The organism is Haloferax sp. Atlit-12N, from assembly GCF_003383095.1.
GTDB lineage: Archaea > Halobacteriota > Halobacteria > Halobacteriales > Haloferacaceae > Haloferax.
In genome coordinates this window covers 59,510-77,539 of record NZ_PSYW01000004.1, presented here as the reverse complement: position 1 = coordinate 77,539, position 18,030 = coordinate 59,510, and the positions used below count along the sequence as shown (strand labels likewise).

The 18,030-nt window shown below is 67.3% G+C and carries 16 protein-coding genes; 10 read left to right on the top strand and 6 right to left on the bottom strand.

The genetic code is table 11. The annotated features are described in order from the left end of the window. Positions 1-44 precede the first annotated feature (44 nt). The 5 genes from C5B90_RS16725 (at position 45) to C5B90_RS16705 (ending at position 7,933) form a co-directional block, all read left to right on the top strand. Entirely contained in the window at positions 45-2,258 is a 2,214-nt protein-coding gene (locus tag C5B90_RS16725; RefSeq protein ID WP_115883111.1) for a PAS domain S-box protein, read from the top strand. A 127-nt stretch (positions 2,259-2,385) separates the two neighbouring features. Next, positions 2,386-2,931 (top strand): ribbon-helix-helix protein, CopG family, encoded by a 546-nt coding sequence (locus C5B90_RS16720; protein ID WP_115883110.1) that lies wholly within the window; start codon positions 2,386-2,388, stop codon positions 2,929-2,931. Between the two features lie 165 nt (positions 2,932-3,096). Continuing rightward, positions 3,097-4,314, top strand: a complete 1,218-nt coding sequence (locus tag C5B90_RS16715) for an Nramp family divalent metal transporter (RefSeq protein ID WP_115883109.1) — start codon at positions 3,097-3,099, stop codon at positions 4,312-4,314. Beyond that, the gene (locus C5B90_RS16710) at positions 4,314-6,329 is read left to right on the top strand and encodes a hydantoinase/oxoprolinase family protein (RefSeq protein ID WP_115883108.1); all 2,016 of its coding nucleotides are present in this window, start codon (positions 4,314-4,316) and stop codon (positions 6,327-6,329) included. The genes C5B90_RS16715 and C5B90_RS16710 overlap by 1 nt, the downstream gene beginning before the upstream one ends. Further along, positions 6,326-7,933 (top strand): hydantoinase B/oxoprolinase family protein, encoded by a 1,608-nt coding sequence (locus tag C5B90_RS16705; protein WP_115883107.1) that lies wholly within the window; start codon positions 6,326-6,328, stop codon positions 7,931-7,933. Before C5B90_RS16710 ends, C5B90_RS16705 begins: the two co-directional genes overlap by 4 nt. A 222-nt stretch (positions 7,934-8,155) precedes the next feature. Here C5B90_RS16705 and C5B90_RS16700 read toward each other — a convergent pair whose 3' ends face one another. Further along, entirely contained in the window at positions 8,156-9,430 is a 1,275-nt protein-coding gene (locus C5B90_RS16700; protein ID WP_115883106.1) for a Xaa-Pro peptidase family protein, read from the bottom strand. Positions 9,431-9,530: 100 nt separating this feature from the next. On the opposite strand from C5B90_RS16700, the gene C5B90_RS16695 reads away from it, so the two are divergent. From C5B90_RS16695 to C5B90_RS16680, 4 genes are all read left to right on the top strand, one after another. Then, positions 9,531-10,256, top strand: coding sequence for an EthD family reductase (locus C5B90_RS16695; RefSeq protein ID WP_115883105.1), 726 nt, complete (start codon positions 9,531-9,533; stop codon positions 10,254-10,256). Between the two features lie 3 nt (positions 10,257-10,259). Continuing rightward, entirely contained in the window at positions 10,260-10,850 is a 591-nt protein-coding gene (locus tag C5B90_RS16690; RefSeq protein WP_115883104.1) for an HD domain-containing protein, read from the top strand. 65 nt (positions 10,851-10,915) lie between these two features. Continuing rightward, entirely contained in the window at positions 10,916-11,287 is a 372-nt protein-coding gene (locus C5B90_RS16685; RefSeq protein WP_115883103.1) for a cupin domain-containing protein, read from the top strand. A 78-nt stretch (positions 11,288-11,365) separates the two neighbouring features. Beyond that, positions 11,366-11,575 carry a hypothetical protein gene (locus tag C5B90_RS16680; RefSeq protein ID WP_115883102.1) on the top strand — a complete coding sequence of 70 codons (210 nt, stop codon included), beginning with the start codon at positions 11,366-11,368 and terminating at the stop codon, positions 11,573-11,575. 52 nt (positions 11,576-11,627) lie between these two features. On the opposite strand, the gene C5B90_RS16675 is transcribed toward C5B90_RS16680, so the two are convergent. The 3 genes from C5B90_RS16675 to C5B90_RS16665 form a co-directional block, all read right to left on the bottom strand. Continuing rightward, entirely contained in the window at positions 11,628-12,572 is a 945-nt protein-coding gene (locus C5B90_RS16675) for an NAD(P)-dependent oxidoreductase (protein ID WP_199517543.1), read from the bottom strand. A gap of 107 nt (positions 12,573-12,679) precedes the next feature. Continuing rightward, a complete protein-coding gene (locus C5B90_RS16670; protein WP_115883100.1) occupies positions 12,680-14,374 on the bottom strand; it encodes a thiamine pyrophosphate-binding protein in 1,695 nt (564 codons plus the stop codon). A 4-nt stretch (positions 14,375-14,378) separates the two neighbouring features. Next, positions 14,379-14,681: an EthD family reductase gene (locus C5B90_RS16665; protein WP_233512110.1), complete on the bottom strand. Its 303-nt coding sequence runs from the start codon at positions 14,679-14,681 to the stop codon at positions 14,379-14,381. 161 nt (positions 14,682-14,842) lie between these two features. Between C5B90_RS16665 and C5B90_RS16660 the strand changes: the two genes are divergently transcribed. Beyond that, positions 14,843-15,610 carry an IclR family transcriptional regulator gene (locus tag C5B90_RS16660; RefSeq protein WP_115883098.1) on the top strand — a complete coding sequence of 256 codons (768 nt, stop codon included), beginning with the start codon at positions 14,843-14,845 and terminating at the stop codon, positions 15,608-15,610. A 613-nt stretch (positions 15,611-16,223) separates the two neighbouring features. On the opposite strand, the gene C5B90_RS16655 is transcribed toward C5B90_RS16660, so the two are convergent. Together C5B90_RS16655 and C5B90_RS16650 are read right to left on the bottom strand one after the other, a co-directional pair. Then, a complete protein-coding gene (locus C5B90_RS16655) occupies positions 16,224-17,105 on the bottom strand; it encodes an enoyl-CoA hydratase/isomerase family protein (protein WP_115883097.1) in 882 nt (293 codons plus the stop codon). After that, positions 17,102-17,986, bottom strand: a complete 885-nt coding sequence (locus C5B90_RS16650; protein ID WP_115883096.1) for a 3-hydroxyacyl-CoA dehydrogenase family protein — start codon at positions 17,984-17,986, stop codon at positions 17,102-17,104. The genes C5B90_RS16655 and C5B90_RS16650 overlap by 4 nt, the downstream gene beginning before the upstream one ends. Between the last annotated feature and the right edge of the window lie 44 nt (positions 17,987-18,030).

The window sequence follows — 18,030 nt, the reverse complement described above, 5'->3', positions numbered from 1 at the left end:
CGAACTTATGTGTCGTCCCGGTAGTTACTATTTGGTAACTATCGATGACTGCCTCGGAATCCCCACACGTCGTCTACGTAGACGACGATTCGGCGCTCTTGGACCTCGGCGAGACGTACCTTCGAAAGCTCTCTTCGTTCGAGGTGACGACCTGTGCGGATCCCGAAGCCGTACTCGATATCGTTTGTGATTCTGACATCGACTGCGTGGTCAGCGACTACGACATGCCGGCGATGACCGGCGTCGAACTCCTCGAGACGGTCCGCGAGGAACACGGCTCGCTCCCTTTCATCCTCTTTACTGGCAAGGGGAGCGAGGAGGTCGCGAGCGACGCCATCTCCGCGGGCGTCACCGACTACCTGCAGAAACAGCCCTCCTCCGAGCAGTACGAACTGCTCGTCAACCGCATCGAAAACAGCGTCTCGGAGCACCGGGCGACCCGTCGCGCGGAGCGCTACGAGACCGTCCTCGAAGCCCTCGGCTACCCCGTGTACGTCGTCGACGAGCGCGGGCAGTTCACCTACGTGAACGACGCCTTCGCGGACCTCTCGGGTTACGCCGTCGAGGAGATTCTCGGGGGCGGCCCGGAACTCGTGAAGGACGACGGAGACGTGCGGAAGGCGGCCGGCGAGCTCGGGGGGATTCTCTCGTCGAGCGGCCCCGACACGACCCAGTTCGAAATCGAGATACGGACCGCCGACGGCGAGGCGGTGCCGTGCCGCGACCACATGGGGTATCTGCCCTACGAGGGCGAGGAGTTCCGCGGCTCGGTCGGCATCCTCCGGGACATCTCCGACGAGCAGGCCCGCCGGGACGAACTCGCACGTGACGAGCACATCATCCGCGCCGCGGGCGACCCGGTCTACTCCCTCGACGCCGACGACCGCATCGAGCACGTCAACGACGCCTTCGCCGACCTCGTCGGCCACGACCGCGAGCGCGTCCTCGGCTCGCACCTCTCGTCGTACCTCCCCGACGCGGACTACGAGACCTACGAGTCGCTCCGGGCGTCGCTCGGCGACGGCGCGGAGACAGACCGGCTCACCTTCGAGACGACGCTCCTCGCGGCGGACGGCGACGGCCGTGACTGCGTGCCCATGGAGTGTCATCTCGCGCTCCTGCACGACGACGATTTCGAGGTCGTCGGCACGACGGGCATCCTCCGGGACATCTCCGAGCGACTGGCACAGGAGGCCGAACTGTCGCTGATGCGCCGCGCCATCGACGAGGCCTCGGTCGGCATCACTATCACGGGCCCGAGCGAGGACGACTGTCCCATCGTCTACGCGAACGCCGCCTTCGAAGAGCTCACCGGCTACGACGCCGACGAGGTTCTCGGCGAGAACCACCGCGTCCTGCGGGGACCGGACACCGACGAGGAGGACTGCGAGCGGTTCCGCGAAGCCATCGCCGACGAGGTGCCGTGCAGTATCGAACTCCTCAACTACCGCCGCGACGGGACGCCGTTTTGGAACCAATGCGAGATAACGCCGGTCCGCGACGACGACGGGAGCGTCACGAACTACATCGGCTTCCAGCGCGAGGTGACGGAACGCAACGCCCGCCAGCGTCTGCTCGAACGGCAGAACGAGCGTCTCAGCGAGTTCACGCGCGTCGTCTCCCACGATCTCCGGACGCCGCTCACGACCGCCCGGGGCTACTTCGACATCGTCGCCGAGTCGCCCGACGACGCGGACCCCGAGGACCTCCGAAAGCTCGGTCAGAGTCTGGACCGCGTCGAGGAGTTGCTCTCGGACCTGACGATGCTCGCCACGCAAGGCGAGACTGTCGTCGAGACGGAGCCGCTCGACTTCTGGCACGCGGCCGAGCGGGCGTGGGAGACCGTCCCGACCGCCGACGCCGAACTGCGGTTCGACCGGACGGACGGCGGCGCGTCACCGACCGTCGCGGCCGACGAGAGCAGGCTCCGACAGCTCCTCGAAAACCTGTTCGAGAACGCCGTCGACCACGGTGGCTCCGAGGTGACGGTGACTGTCGGTCGGACTCATGACGGCTTCTACGTCGAGGACGACGGCGACGGTTTTCCCGACGACCGCTCGCCCGCGGAGTGCTTCGAGACCGGCGTGAGCGAGCGCCGCGGCGGCGGCCTCGGCCTCGCTATCGTCAAGCGAATCGCGGCCGCCCACGACTGGACGCCGACCGCGGAGCGCGGTTCGACCGGTGGCGCTCGGTTCGTCTTCACCGAGTCGGCGACGGCCGCGAGGCCGTCCGTGCAGCGACAGCGGAGCGACGACTGACACAGCTCCGTCTACAATTTCTACAATTTCCACACTTTTCGGGCGACTGCGCCCGGTTCGTCACGCGCTCGTGGCTCGTGGCGGTCGTCCGCACATCCTTAAGAACCCCTCCGAGAGTTAGACACTCATGGTCACGAATCGCATCACGGTGTCGCTCGACGAGGACGCCCAGTCGGCGCTTGACGGGCTCGCCGGTCGGACCGACAAGGCGCAGAGCGAACTCGTCCGCGAGGCGCTCGTCTTCTACGCGGCTAACTTCGAGGCGGCGACGACCGACGCCGGGCCGAACCTCGAAGCCTACCACCAGATGCTGTCGAGCGGCGAGCACGTCCTCCTCGACGTGGACTTCCTGCACACGTTTCTCGACTACGTGGAGGACGACGACGGCGACCCAGACCCCGCGTTCCTCGACGCCGTCGACCGGGTCGCAGCGTTCCACGCCCACGAGTACCGCGACCGGTTCGAATCGCTGGGCGAACTCCTCGACTGGCTGTCGTTCTGCGGCTTTCTCACGGTCCGCGCCTCCGAGGGCGACACCTATCACGTCGTCTTTCCCACCGAGTCGATCAAGTGGTTCATGTCGCGGTTCATCGCGCTCAGCACCGAGCAGTCCCCGTTCGATATCGAGGTCGAAGAGGGCGTCTCGAAGGTGCTTCTCACCGAGGTCCGGTGAGGTTCGAACTCCGCGCCGACCCGGTTCGGTCGCTGGTCTATACTCACCGCTGATTTCATACTCGTTCATACTCCTTCATACGAGCTCTCCCCACCGTACACGGCGTTCTCAACCGGGATTTATCAACCAGAGTTTGATACGTCAATCCACCTCACAGGTAGAACCATGAACTTCATCGAACGCTTGAAATCTATCGGCCCGGGCGCGATGGTCGCCGCCGCGTTCATCGGACCCGGCACGGTCACGACCGCGAGCGTGACGGGTGCTCGATTCGGCTACGCGCTCGTCTGGACGATCGCCTTCTCGATTATCGCCACCGTCGTCCTCCAAGAGATGAGCGCCCGACTCGGCCTTGTCTCCCGCGAGGGGCTCGGCGAGGCGCTCCGGGGGCAGTTCGACAACCCCGTACTGTCCGGGGTGAGTATCGTGCTCGTCGTCAGTGCTATCGGCATCGGTACGGCCGCCTACGAGACCGGGAACATCCTCGGCGGCGCGGCCGGACTTGAGGGCCTGACCGGTATCAGCGCTAACCTTTGGGGGCCCGCGATGGGCCTCGTCGCCGGCGCCCTTCTGTGGTCCGGCAAGTACAAACTCATCGAGAAAGCGCTCGTCGGCCTCGTCTCCATCATGGCCGTCTCCTTCCTCATCGACGCCATTCTCATCGGTCCCGACCTCGGCGCGCTCGCCCGCGGGTTCGTCCCGAGCGTCCCGGAGGGGTCGGCGTTCCTCATCACCGGCCTCATCGGGACGACCGTCGTCGGCTACAACCTCTTTCTCCACGCCGGGAGCGTCCAAGAGCGGTGGGCCGGCCCCGAGGAATTGAACGAGTCGCGGGCCGACACGATTCTCTCTATCGTCCTCGGCGGCTTCATCACCATCTCGATTCTCGTCACCGCCGCGGCGGCGTTCCCCGTCGGGACGAACATCCAGAACGTCAGCACGATGGCCGAACAGCTCGAACCGCTCGTCGGCACGCAGGCGAAGGTGTTCTTCGGCATCGGGCTGTTCGCCGCGGGCTTCACCAGCGCGACGACCGCTCCGCTGGCCGGCGCCTACGCGACGGCGGGGGCGCTCGGCTGGGACACCGACCTCAAATCCACGAAGTTCCGCGCCGTCTGGGGTTCGATTCTGCTCGTAGGTATCGTCTTCTCCGCGGTCGGCTACAGTCCCGTGCAGGCCATCGTCTTCGCGCAGGTCGCGAACGGCATCCTCCTGCCTATCGTCGCCGTCTTCCTCATCTACGTGATGAACGACCGCGACATCCTCGGGTCGTACGCCAACACCGCGCTCCAGAACGTCGTCGGCGGGCTGGTGACGCTCGTCGTCGTCTGGCTCGGCCTCCGAACGCTCTATATGGTCGCGACCGATATGGGGGTGTTCTGATGGACGCAGAAACCCGCATCGGCGTCGACGTCGGCGGCACCTTCACCGACGTGGCGCTGTTGACTCCCGAGGGCCGCCTCGTCACCGCGAAGGTTCCGAGTACGGGCGACCAGAGCGTCGGCGTCGTCCGCGGCATCGAGAAGGCCTGCGACGACGCCGGCATCGACCCGGCCGAGGTCGACGCGTTCACCCACGCGATGACCGTCTCGGTCAACGCGCTCCTCGAAGACGACGGCGCGAAGACCGCGCTCGTCACCACCGAGGGCTTCCGCGACGTGCTCGAAATCGGCCGACAGGCCCGCCCCGACCTCTACGACGTGACCGCCGACAAGCCCGACCCCCTCGTTCCGCGCCGCCGCCGGTTCGAGGTGACGGAGCGCGCGACGGTCGAGGGCGTTCAGACCGAAGTCGACGAGTCGGAGGTTCGCGCGCTCGCCGACGACATCCGTGACTCCGGCGCGGAGAGCGTCGCCGTCTCGCTCCTGCACGCCTACCAGCACCCCGAAAACGAGCGCGTCGTCGCCGACGTGCTCCGCGAGGAACTCGACGCGCCCGTCTCCGCCTCCCACGAGGTGCTCGCCGAGTTCCGCGAGTTCGAGCGCACCTCGACCACCGCGGTCGACGCCTACGTGACGCCGGCCATCGACAGCTACCTCGGCCGCCTCGAATCGCGGGCCACGGACCTCGGCGTCCCGGTCCCGAAAATCATGCAGGCTAACGGCGGCATCGCCCCGGCGTCGACCGTGCGCGAACACGCCGTGACGACCACGATGTCCGGCCCGGCCGCGGGCGTCGTTGGTGCGGCGGAGACCGCGACCGGCTCCGGTGACGACCTCGCCGGCCTCGTCACCTTCGACATGGGCGGCACCTCCAGCGACGTGAGCCTCGTCCGCGACGGCGAAGTCGAGCGGACCACCGACGCCGAAATCAACGGCCGGCCCATCAAGACGCCGATGGTGGACGTGAACACCGTCGGCGCGGGCGGCGGGTCCATTGCGTGGGTCGACTCGGGCAACGCGCTCCGGGTCGGGCCGCGCTCGTCGGGGGCGAACCCCGGTCCGGCCTGCTACGGCCGCGGCGGCACCGACCCGACCGTGACGGACGCGAACGTCGTCCTCGGCTACATCGGCGGCAGTTCCGCCCTCGGCGGCGAACTCTCTCTCGACGTGGACGCCGCCCGCGACGCGCTCGCGGGACTCGCCGACGAGGCCGGGCTGGACGACGCACTCACGGCCGCCCGCGGCGTCTACCGCGTCGCCAACGCCAACATGACGCGGGCGATTCGCGCCGTGACGGTCGAGCGCGGCCACGACCCGCGACAGTTCGGCCTCGTCGCCTTCGGCGGTGCCGGGCCGATGCACGCCGCCGCGCTCGCCGAGAGCCTCGACATCGAGACCGTGGTGGTTCCGCGGGCCTGCGGCGTCCTCTCGGCGTACGGCCTGCTCGCGGCCGACCAGAAACACGATTCGGTGCGGACGCTCCGCCGACCCCTGTCCGGCCTCGACGCCGAGGCGGTCGACGCCGCCTACGCCGACCTCGAAGCCGACACGCTCGAAGACGTAGCCGACCCCGCCGACGCGGCGGTCCAGCGCGCCGCCGACCTCCGGTACGTCGGACAGAGTTTCGAACTGACCGTCCCCGTCGGCGAGACGTTCGACACCGAGGCGGTCGAAGCGCGGTTCCACGAGGCCCACGAGAGCGCCTACGGCTACCGCCTCGACGACCCTGTCGAACTCGTCAACGTCCGGGCGACCGCCGTGGTCGAGCGCGACCCGCTCGACGTGACCTACCGCGGCGGCGGCGACGCCCGAAAGGACACCCGCGAGGCCTTCTTCGACGGCAAATTCCGCGAGACGCCCGTCTACGACCGCGACGGCCTCGGCGCGGGGACGACCGTCGAGGGGCCGGCCATCCTCGAACAGCACGAGAGTACCGTCGTCGTGCCGCCGGCGTGGGGCGGGACGGTCGGGGCCGACGGAACGCTCGTCCTCACCAGCGGGGGTGACGGCGAATGAGCGACCGCGAGGTCGACCCCGTGACGCTCGAAATCATGCGCAACCAGTTCGAGAGCGTCGCCGAGGAGATGGGGCAGGTGCTCATCACCTCGTCGTACTCGCCGAACATCAAGGAGCGTCGCGACTGCTCGACGGCGCTGTTCGACGCCGACGGCCGCCTCGTCGCGCAGGCCGAACACATCCCGGTCCACCTCGGCGCGATGCCCGAAGCCGTGGACACGGTCCTCGACTACGACCCGGAACCGGGCGACGTGTTCGTCCTCAACGACCCCTTCGAGGGGGGGACGCACCTCCCGGACGTGACGATGGTGTCGCCGCTTTCGGTCGACGGCGAGGTGCTCGGCTACGCCGTCTCGCGGGCGCACCACGCCGACGTGGGTGGAATGACGCCCGGAAGCATGCCCGCCGGCGCGCGCGAAATCTATCAGGAGGGGCTTCGACTCCCGCCGGTCAGACTCGTCGCCGGCGGCGAGACCAACGACGACGTGCTGTCGCTCCTCCTCGCCAACGTCCGCAACCCCGGCGAGCGCCGCGCCGACATCCGCGCGCAAATCGCGGCGAACGAGCGTGCCGAGGAGCGACTGGCCGACCTCGTGGCTGAACACGGCCGCTCCCGCGTCCTCGCGGCGTTCGACGCCGTGATGGACTACTCCCGGAACCGCGTCACCGCGGAACTGCGCGACCTGCCCGACGGCGAGTATCGTGCCAGCGACGTGCTCGAAGGCGACGGCGTGACCGACGACGATATCCCCATCGAGGTGACCGCGACGGTCGACGGCGACACCGTCACGTTCGACTTCGACGGCACCGCCGACCAGGTCGCCGGCAACGTCAACGCCCCGCTCGCGGTCGCCAAGAGCGCGGTGTACTTCGTCGTTCGCTGCGTCACCGACCCCGAAATCCCGCCGAACCAGGGCTGTTACGACCCCATCTCGGTCGAGGTTCCCGACGGCTCGCTCCTCAACCCCGACGCCCCTGCGGCGGTCGTCGGCGGCAACGTCGAGACCAGCCAGCGCGTGACCGACGTGGTCTTCGCGGCGCTCGCCGACGCGGCCCCCGAGCGCGTTCCCGCGCAGGGACAGGGGACGATGAACAACCTGACCATCGGCAGTCGCGCCGGCGGTTCGGACGGCTTCACCTACTACGAGACCATCGGCGGCGGCTTCGGCGGCCGCGCCGGCGGCGACGGCATGGACGGCGTGCAGGTCGGGATGACCAACACGCTCAACACGCCGGTCGAGGCGCTGGAAGCCGAGTACCCGCTTTTCGTCGAGGCGTACGGCCTCCGCGAGGGAAGCGGCGGCCGCGGCGAGTTCCGCGGCGGCCTCGGCATCGTCCGGTCGGTCACGGTCGAGGCCGACGCGACCGTCTCGCTTCTCACCGAGCGCCGGCGGGTCGCCCCCCGCGGCATCGCGGGCGGCGAGGACGGGGCGACGGGACAGAACCTCGTCGACGGCGAGACAGTCCCGTCGAAGACGACCCGCGACGTGTCCGCCGGCACGACCGTCACGGTTCGGACGCCGGGCGGCGGCGGCTACGGTGACCTCGACGACCGCGACGCCGACGCACGTCGACGGGACCGCGAGGACGGCAAGGCGGAGTAGTGGCGGTCGGTCTGCTGGGCTTTGGTGCGGGGACACAGGGAGTCCTCCCCCCGCCGTAATCAGCCGTTATAGATATTCCATACTACTGACTACTCGTTCGATATTCTGTGTCGTAATCTCTCATGACTAGATTTGGCCCGATGAAACTGTGTTCAGACGAATCTAGACAACAAATTCTACAATTTTTAAAATTTGTGAACGGGCCATCTGTCGTGTCAGGAATCAGGACTTGATAACCGTCATCTCCTCGACCGGCCACTGGCTGAGAAGTTCGACGCCGTCGTCGCGGACGACGACCATCTCCTCGACGCGGACGCCCTGTCTCCCCGCCGGCTCTTGGGTCTCGACGGCCATCGTCATCCCCGCCTCGATTTCGATGGGGTGGTCCGGCGAGAGGCCGCGCCAGATGAGCGGTACTTCGTACAGTTGGAGGCCGAGGCCGTGGGCCCAGTGGTTGGTCGTCAACTGCCAGTGTTCGTCCGCGTCGTACCAGTCGGCGTGTTCGCCCGCCATGTCCGGGAACGCCGCCGCGATTTCGTCGGTGGTCTTCCCCGGCTCGATTTCGTCGAGGACGGCGTAGAGGTTGTCGCGGGCCGTCTCGTAGGCGTCGCGCTGTTCGTCGGTCGGTTCGCCCATCGAGAAGGTCCGGTAGTAACACGACCGGTAGCCGAGGTAGCCGACGTTGTAGAAGTCGGCGTAAACGAGGTCGCCGGGGCGAATCAGCCGGTCCGTGGTGTTCGCCTGATGCTTCGGCCAGGTGTTCGGCCCCGACGTGAGGTAGCCGCCCTGCGCCATCGCGCCGTGCCGCCAGAGTTCGCGGACGGCGTCGCCCCACACCTCCGACTCCCGCGCGCCCGGTTTCGCGTTCTCCACGATGGCCTGAAAGCCCGCCTCGCAGATGGCTGCGACCTGCCGCAGACACTCGATTTCGTCTTCGGTCTTGGTCTTTCGGGCGTCCTCCATCACCGCCGCGCACTCCGCTGGCCGGGCGTCGATGCCCTTCGATTCGAAGGCGTCGAGCAACCCCGCGTGGCCGGTGTCGATGCCCATCGCCTCGTTCGTGAGGCCGTACTCGTCGAGGGCGTCGACGACGGTCTGGGCCATCTTGTCGAGGAGGAACGACCGGGCCGAGTCGCGGCCGGAAGCCCGCGGGACGTTCCCCAGTCCGGGACAGGCGTAGCGAACGTCGGTCAGCCACGGGCAGTTGTACCGCTGGTTGCTCGCGTGGTCGGCGGTGTCCCAGTGGACGACCGTGCCGTCTTCCAGAAGCAGCGAGTAGTGGTCCGCGCCCGACCCGCCGGTCATCGCCAACCCGGTCACGTACCGGATGTTCGGGTCGTCGATGAGGAGCATGCTCCCGAGGCCCGCCTCGCGCATCCGCGAGAGGGCGCGGTCCTTCCGCTCCTCGCGCATCCGCTTCACGTCGATGCGCTGTTCCCAGTCGACGGCCATCGTCCCGCGGGTCCCGCTCATGAACCCCCGCTCGTGGAAAGGCATACGTCCACCACTCGTGACTATCACATTAATTTGTTGTAGACAGGCGTTGGGAACATACCTCATGATTTATTGTCTTATACGTGAATCGGCAGGTGTACGCATGTACAAGCACGTAGCCCTGCTTGTCCGCAAGGCGGGGATGAGTCACGACGAGTTCGTCACGTACTGGCAGGACAATCACACGCCCATCGCCCGCGACATCGAAGGCGTCGTCCGCTACCAGACGGTGCTTCCGGTCGACCCCGAAGCCTCCGAGTTCGACGGTCTCGCGGAACTCTACTTCGACGACCTCGACGCCCTCCACGACGCGCTCGGCAGCGAGGGCTCGCGCGACTACGACCCGGCGAAAGGGACGGCGAGAGAAGCGAGAGCCGACGTGGACAACTTCCTCGATGTCGAGCGACGCCCCCGAATCATCGGCGAGGAGGTCGTCGAGAAAGACGAGACCGGCGGCGACACGACGGGCCTCTACAAGCACTCGGCGTTTCTCGTTCGCAAAGACGGCATGAGCCACGACGAGTTCCTCGACCACTGGGCGAACACGCACGTCCCCCTCGCCCGCGAGATTCCCGGCGTGGTCCGGTACGCCCGCGTCGTCCCGACCGACCCCGAACGCGCCGAGTTCGACGGTGTCGCCGAACTCTACTTCGAGAGCCTCGATGCGCTCCGGGCGGGCCTCGGCCACGAATCCTCGCGCGACTACGACCCCGACCACCCGAAGGCGAAAGCGCCCCGCGAAGATGTGGACAACTTCCTCTCCATCGGCGACCGCCCGCGGTTCGTCGGCCGCGAGACGGTCCAGAAAGACGTGACGGGGGACCGCTGAGCGATGTCGCACGACTACCGCGCGCAGGTCGAGGCCGCCTTCCCCGAACTCGCCGACATCGAGGACGACGGCCTCCGCGACCGGGTCAGCGAGGCGTGGTGTCTCGGTCTCGCCCGCGGCGGTTGGCGCGACATCGAAGACATCCCCTACGCGTGGAACATCCACGAGGTGTCGAACGTCGAGCACGTCCGCGGCGTGACGCGCATCGCGGTCCGTGCCGCCGAGGAACAGCGGGACTTCCACGGCGCGGACCCGGACTTCGACGTGGTCCGCGCGGCCTGTCTCCTCCACGACGTGGGCAAGTGCTACGAGTACGTCGACTTCGTGGACGACGACGCGCTCGACGACCCCGACCCCGAGTACGCGACACAGGAGATTCCGCACTCGCTTTCGGGCTACGCCCTCGCCCACGAGGTCGGCTGCCCGCTCGCGGTCCAGCGCGCCATCCCCCATTTCATCGGCGAGATTCCGACCCGGACGCTCGAAGCCGAACTCGTCAAGAGCGCGAACTCGGCGTCCTCGAACGCCATCACGCAGGCCGCGATGGGAATCAGCCTCCAAGAGTGGGTCGAACGATACTCCCAGACTCAGTAGTCCGACGCGAACCGCCGCGACACTCGTCAGCATACCTATTACCCCGCGCTTCGTAGCTCGTGCCGATGTACGAGCGCGTCAACCTCGCCGACCTCGAACCGCACGACGTGGAGAACGCCGACGCCCGAGTCAAGGCCGTCGGCTACGAGCTTCGCCCGCGGAAGATGCGCCCGTCGGTCTGGTCGTTCGACGTGGGCGGGTCGGGACCGATGCACTACCAGCGCGAACAAGAAGAGCTGTATCACGTCCTCTCCGGCGCGTTCGAACTCGCCTTCGCCGGCGACGACGGCGAAGAGACCGACGCCCTCGACCTCGAACCGGGCGACTTCGTGGTCGTCTCGCCCGAGGAGGTTCGGCAACTGCGCTGCGTCGAGGCGGGCGAGGTGTTCGTCGTCGGCGCGCCGAACGCGAAGGACGACGGCGTCGTCGTGGAGTGAGTAAGCGGCGCGCCCTCCGCACTCGTCGGAAACGCGACGAGTGCCGTGTTATAAGGGCGCTCGCGACAATTCGGTTGTATGGTCATCCCCGGTTACGACCCGGACGACCTCGACGACAGACTCGAGGAACTGCTCACAGAACGCGACCTCGCGGACTATCTCACCCCCGCCGAGCGCGAGCGCTACGACTCGGGCGAGAGCCTCGTCGACCTGCTGTCCCCCGACGATATCCGCGACCTGCTGGACGGTCCCGAGACCGAGGGTGCCGACGACGCTCGGCGGCCGTGACCGGCTCCGCGGCGGCGTTTCGGCGGTTGGATTTGGCTCGTCGGGTCTCGGCTCAGACCGGCTCCAACCCGTTTTCCTTCCGCAGCACGTTGAGGTAGTCGCGGAACCCGGATTCGAGGTCGTACTCCGGGTCGTAGCCGAGGTCGGCTTGCGCCTTCGTCATGTCGAGTTCCTGGGTCCACGGGAGTTCGCCCTCGTCGGAGACCGTGAGGTCGGCGTCGGGGAGGAGTCGCCGGACCGTCTCCGCGGCCTCGCGAATCGTCGCCAACTCCCCGCGGACGTTGTAGACGCGTTGGGTGAGGTCGTCTTCGGGCGCGAACGTCGCCTTGCGGAACGCCTGCGCGATGTCGCGGACGTGTTGCCAGTCGATAATCTGGTCGCCGTAGTCGACGCTGAACGGCTCGCCGAGCGCCGGTTTCTCGACGATGTTCGCGAGGAACGCGGACCCGCCGGTCTCGCGGTACGGGCCGTAGGCGACCGTCGGCCGGAGCGCGACGTGCGAGACGCCGAAGTCCTCGTAGTACACTCGGGCCTGATGCTCGTTGTACTCCTTGGTCGCCCCGTAGAGCGTGTCGGGGTAGACGAGGTCGGACTCGTTCACGAAGTCGCCGCCGTAGTTCGCGGGCGGGGCGTACACCGCCGCCGACGACGCCCACGCGACGCGCTCGACCTGTTCGGGGAGGGCGCGCGCGGCTTCGAAGACGTTGTTCGTCCCCTGGATGTTCACGTCGAGCGCGGCCCGCGGGTTCTCTCGCGCCGTCGTCGTCAGGAGCGCCGCGAGGTGGACGATGTGCGTCGTGCCGGACTCTCGCACCGCCCGGAACACGTCGGTCGGGTCGGTCACGTCGCCGCGGCGTATCGTCACGTCGTCGGCGACGCCGAGTCTGTCGAGGATGCGCGGGTCGGTCGAGCGGTCGTAGGCGACCACGTCGTGGCCGGCCGCGACGAGGTCCGACGCGACGTACGAGCCGATGAAACCGGTCCCGCCCGTAACCATCACGGTCGATGATGACATGCTATCGTAGTTCTACCTGCGCGCGAGAAAAGTGTTTCCCGGGGAGCGGACCACCGAGCGGGTCGGCGACGGCCGACTCGTCACGCGTGCTACTCGTGAAGCCCGCCGACCGACGCGTAGAACGACGACTGGAGCGTCGCGGCCATGTCCTGACTGCGGTCGATGCGGGCGTCGATGACCGTCGGGAGGCTGTGCGTCTTCGCGTCGGCCAGCGCGTCGCCGAGTTCGTCCGGCGTCTCGACGCGGACGCCCGTCGCGCCGAACGCCTCCGCGACCTGCGCGAAGTCCGTGTCGTGGAACTCGACGCCCGCGATGTCGTCGGGCGCGTGCTGCATCTGTCTGACCATCCCGAGACTGGTGTCGTTGAGGACGACGAACGTCGGCGCGACGCCGTGTTCGACCGCCGTCTCGACGCTCGTCATCGTCATGGCGAAGCCGCCGTCGCCCGCGACGCCGACGACGTGCTTGTCGGTTGCCAGCGCGGCCGACACCGCGGCGGGCGTCGCCCAGCCCATGCCGCCGACGCCGCCGGAACCGTAGTACGTCTGCACGGCAGGTACCTGCAGGTAGTTGAGCAACCAAAAGCGGTTGTTCCCCGAGTCGGCGGTGACGATGGTATCCTCGTCGACGACGCGCTCGATTTCCTTGACGGCCCGCTGGGGGAGGATAGGAGCGGCGTCCGACTCGCATTCGGGAGCGTGGAACGATTCGCGGGCCTCTCGCGCTCGGTCCGCTGCCCAGTCGTTGTCGGTACCGCCGGCGGCCGCGAGTTCGCGCAGCGATTCGGACGCGTCGCCGATGAGTCCCACGTCGGCGGGGTAGACCCACCCGGCGTTCCGCGGGTCGATGTCGGCGTGGATAATGGTCTGCTCGTCGGGGCGGATGAAGTCGGGGGCCTGCCAGTTGGTGTCCATCGGGTTCATGCGACAGCCGACGACGAGGAGCGCGTCGGCCTCGCTGACGAGTCGGTTCGCGCCCTCGTGACCGAACGAGCCAATGACGCCGCCGGCGAGGCGGTGCGTCTCGGGGAACGTCGATTTCCCGAGGTAGGAGGTGACGACGGCCGCCTCGTAGGCCTCGGCGACCGCCGCGAGTTCGTCGTACGCGCCCGACGCGTGGACGCCGTTGCCCGAGACGATGACCGGTCGCTCGGCCGCTTCGAGCGCCTCGGCGGCGGCTGCGACGTCGCGCGCCGTCGGCGCGGCGGTCCACGTTCTGGTCTGCGTCTCGTCGTCCCAGACCGGCGGCACGGACTCGTCGGGGAACGCCTCGGTGACGGCGTCGCCGTCGAGGATGACGGCCGTCGGGCCGGGGCGACCCGCGACGGCGTGTTTGAACGCGAGTTGGAGGCTCCGAACCGTCTCGGTCGGCGTCCGCGGGAACCAGTGTTCCTTCGTCACGGCGTCGAGAATTTTCGGGAGTTCGAGGCCGCCGTAGTCGCCGCGGGACTGCTGGTAGGGCGCGAGCGTCGAGTAGTTCCCGCGCTCGGAGGCCTCGGTGATGGTGACCATCGGCGACGAGGCGAGGCGCGCTTCCATCTGTCCGATGAGGCCGAGGCTCCCTATCCACGGCCCCTGCCCGGCGAGGACGCCCGGTTCGCCCGTCAGCCGACCGTGCATCTCGGCCATGACGCTCGCTTCGCGCTCGTCGCGGGGGCGCACGAGGTCGATGTCCGACTCGGGCAGCAGGTCGAACAGTTCGATGACGCGGCCGCCGGGGTAGCCGAAGATTCGCTCGACGCCGAGCCGTTCGAGGCTCTCGACGAGTCGTTCGCTCGTGTTCATGGGTTCAGGACCTGTCGAGGTGGACCGTCTCTTCGACGTAGAGCGTCGGTCCCCGTTCCATGTCGGCGAACGACGCCGCGTCGGCGTTCACGCGCTGGCCAGCCTCGGAGTCGAACGCCGCCTTCAGGGCTGCCATGTCCTCGAAGTAGAGTTCGACGATGCCGTCGTACTCGGACCGCTCGGGGTCGGTCGGGACGCTCGTCGCGTACTTCACGAGTCCCGGAAGCTCTCTTGCGAGGTCCGCGTGGCTCCCCCGCCACCGCTCGACGAACTCCTCGTGCGTGTAGTCGTCGTCCCGGACGAGCATATTCACCAATTTAATCATGCACGTCTGCTATCCAATCGGACGATACTTTGCTCTATCGCCGATTCGCGGTTCGAGCGGCCGTCAGAGTCGTTCGAACGAGTGGAACTGCCGTTCGAACTGTTCGAACAAGATTTATCACGAATGAACACCGAAGATAGGTGATGACAGACGACGAACAGCGCCGACCGGTGACGACGGCCGCCACGTCGCTCGGTATCCTCGAACAGCTCAAATCAGGGGGGCCGATGGGGCCGACGGGGCTCGCCTCGGAGCTCGGGTTGGCCAAGAGCACGGTCCACCGGCATCTGAAGACGCTCGAACGCGAGGGGTTCGTCGTTCCTGACGACGACGGCTACCGGGTCGGCCTTCGGCTCCTCGACTTCGGCATCTACGCGCGCAACCAGCACCAGCTGTACGAGGTGGCCAAGCCGAAACTGGACGAACTCGCCGAGCAGACCGGCGAGAAAGTGTGGTGCGTCACGGAAGAGCAGGGCCGCGGGTTCCACCTCTACGGCGCGGCCGGCGCGCACTCGGTCCGGACGCCAGCGCGGGAGGGGACGCGCTCGTACCTCCACCAACTCGCCGCGGGCAAGGCCATCCTGTCGGCGTTCCCGGACGAGCGCGTCCGCGACATCGTCGACCGACACGGTCTCCCGGCGAAGACGCCGCAGACGATAACCGACTCGGACGCGCTCTTCGAGGAGCTGGCGACGATTCGTAAGCGCGGGTTCGCGCTCAATCGTGAGGAAATCGTCCCGAAACTCCACGCCGTCGGCGTCGCCGTCACCGACAACGAGGGCCACCCCGTCGGGGCGATAAGCATCTCGGGGCCCTCGAACCGGCTTCGGGGTGACCGACTGACCGGCGACCTCGCGGACCTCCTCCTCGGCGCGGCTAACGAGGTCGAGATCAACCTCAACTTCTCCTGACCCGGTGTCTCGTCCCGCCGGCGAACCGAGTATGCGGAACGTTCGTTCGAACCTTTCGAACTTATTCAGCGGACGTTCTCTCGTACGAACTCCGAGATTCACGCTTTCGAGGTTCTGAGACGACGATTCAATCCCAACGATTGCTGTTCGAACTGCTCGAACATATTGTGGTTATATACTTATTATATCATTGTAGACTGTCGCGGTGGGAACGCGAGTAATTACAAAATTACACCTGTCACGGAGTGTGGCGTGGGAGACGAACCGTCAGTCTGCTGTCCTGTGGGGAGGATACGTCGTCGCTGGGCCTCGTTCGTCCCGAAACCGCCGTTTATCGGTGATTCGAGACCCGGTGTTCGGTTCGAACGCGAGACGGTCTCGATAGCGACTGCCGACACGGCGGCGTCACTCGATTACGGATTCGCGTTCGAAAGGACGGAACGCTTGGTCTACCGCCGTTGCGCCCCCGATTCGGCCTCGCTCGCAGGCGGGCCGCTCCCGAAGACGTGTTCACGGCGTGAAACTAGCGCTCGTGCCTGCGCTGCGAGTTCTCGCCGGGCGGTCACGGTGGTTCGAAGCCGTTCGAGCAGTTCGAACGAGCGGGCGAAGGCGTCTATCGCTCGCGCTCGTGCCATTCGGGTTCGCGGTCCTCGAAGAACGCGTCGATACCCTCGTCCTTGTCTGGCGAGCCGAACAGTTGGACGAACAGCTCCGCCTCGTACTCGATGCCCTGTTCGAGGTCCGTCCGCGACGCGGCCTTGACGGCCTTCTTGGCGAACTCCAGGGCCACAGGGCTCTTCGTCGCCATCAGCTCGGCGAGTTCGTACACCCGGTCGTCGAAGGTATCGTCGCCGTGGACTTCCTCTACGAGGCCGATGTCTGCGGCCTCCTCGGCGGAGATGAGCTCACCCGTCAGGATGAGTCGCATGGCGTGGCCCTCGCCGACGAGGCGCGCGAGTCGCTGGGTGCCGCCCCCGCCGGGCATGATGCCGAGGTTGATTTCGGGTTGGCCGAGTTTCGCCCGCTCGTGGGCGATGCGCACGTCGCAGGCCTGCATCAGTTCACAGCCGCCGCCGAGGGCGTGGCCGTTCACGCGGGCGATGACCGGTTGTCGGAGGTCGTCGACGCGCTCGTACACTCGCGGGCGCTTGCTCGCCTCGCGCTGTTCGAGCATATCGCGCTCGCGGAGCTCTGTTACGTCCGCGCCGGCGACGAACGCCTTCGCCTCGTCGGAGCCGGTGAGGACGACGACGCGGGCGCTGCTCTCTTCGATGGCGTCGAGGACGCGCTTGAGTTCTGCCCGGAGCGTCGCGTTGAGCGCGTTCCGCGCGTCGGGGCGGTTCAGCGTCACGGTGACGACGCCTTCGACGCGGTCACCGACGACGGCGTCGACCGTCTCGCACTCGGCGGCGACCGACTCGATGGTCGGCGTTCCGCCGTCGGCTCGGGGGTCGCCTACCTCTCGGTCGTCGGCGCTCGGGTCGTCATCGCTCATCGGTCCATCACATCCTCGCTCACGCCGACGATTTCGCCGTCCTCCCAGACGTAGAAGCCCTCGCCGGTCTTCTTGCCGAGCTTGCCGGCGCGGACCTTTCGCTTGAGAATCTGCGGCGGGCGGAAGCGCTCGCCGAGTTCCTCGCGCAGGTACTCGAGGATATCGAGTCGAACGTCGAGGCCGACCACGTCGCCGAGTTCGAGCGGGCCCATCGGGTGGTTGTAGCCGAGTTCCATCGCGGTATCGATGTCCGCGGGCGAGGCGACGCCCTCCTGCACCATGCGCATGGCCTCGACGCCGAGGGCGACGCCGAGCCGCGAGGAGGCGAAGCCGGGCGAGTCGCCGACCTCGACGGCCGTCTTATCGATGCCTTCGACGAACTCTGTGGCGAACGTCAGCGTCGACTCGCTCGTCTGTTCCGCGACGACGACTTCCACGAGTCCCATGATGTGGACCGGGTTGAAGAAGTGGAGTCCGAGGCCGCGCTCGGGACGTTCGAGGGCGCTCAGTATCTCGGTCACGGAGAGCGACGACGTGTTCGACGCGATGACGGCGTCGTCGTCGACGAGGGATTCGACCTCCGCGACCGTCTCGCGCTTGAGTTCCATATCCTCGGGAACTGCCTCGACGACGAGGTCGGCGTCGGCGACCGCCACCTCCAGCGAGGTCGTCCCCGAGAGCCGGTCGAGCGTCGCCGCCATCTCGTCGGGCGTCACCTTGTCGCGGTCGACGCCGCCCTGCAGGTTCGACTCGATGGCGCCCAGTCCGTCTTCGATGTACGCCGCTTCGATGTCGCGAATCGTCACCTCGTGACCGGCCATCGCGGCCACCTGCGCGATGCCGTGGCCCATGGTTCCCGCGCCGAGTACACTCACTTGCATCACCGAAAGGGGTTCGGGAACCATCATAATCGTTTGCCCTCGTT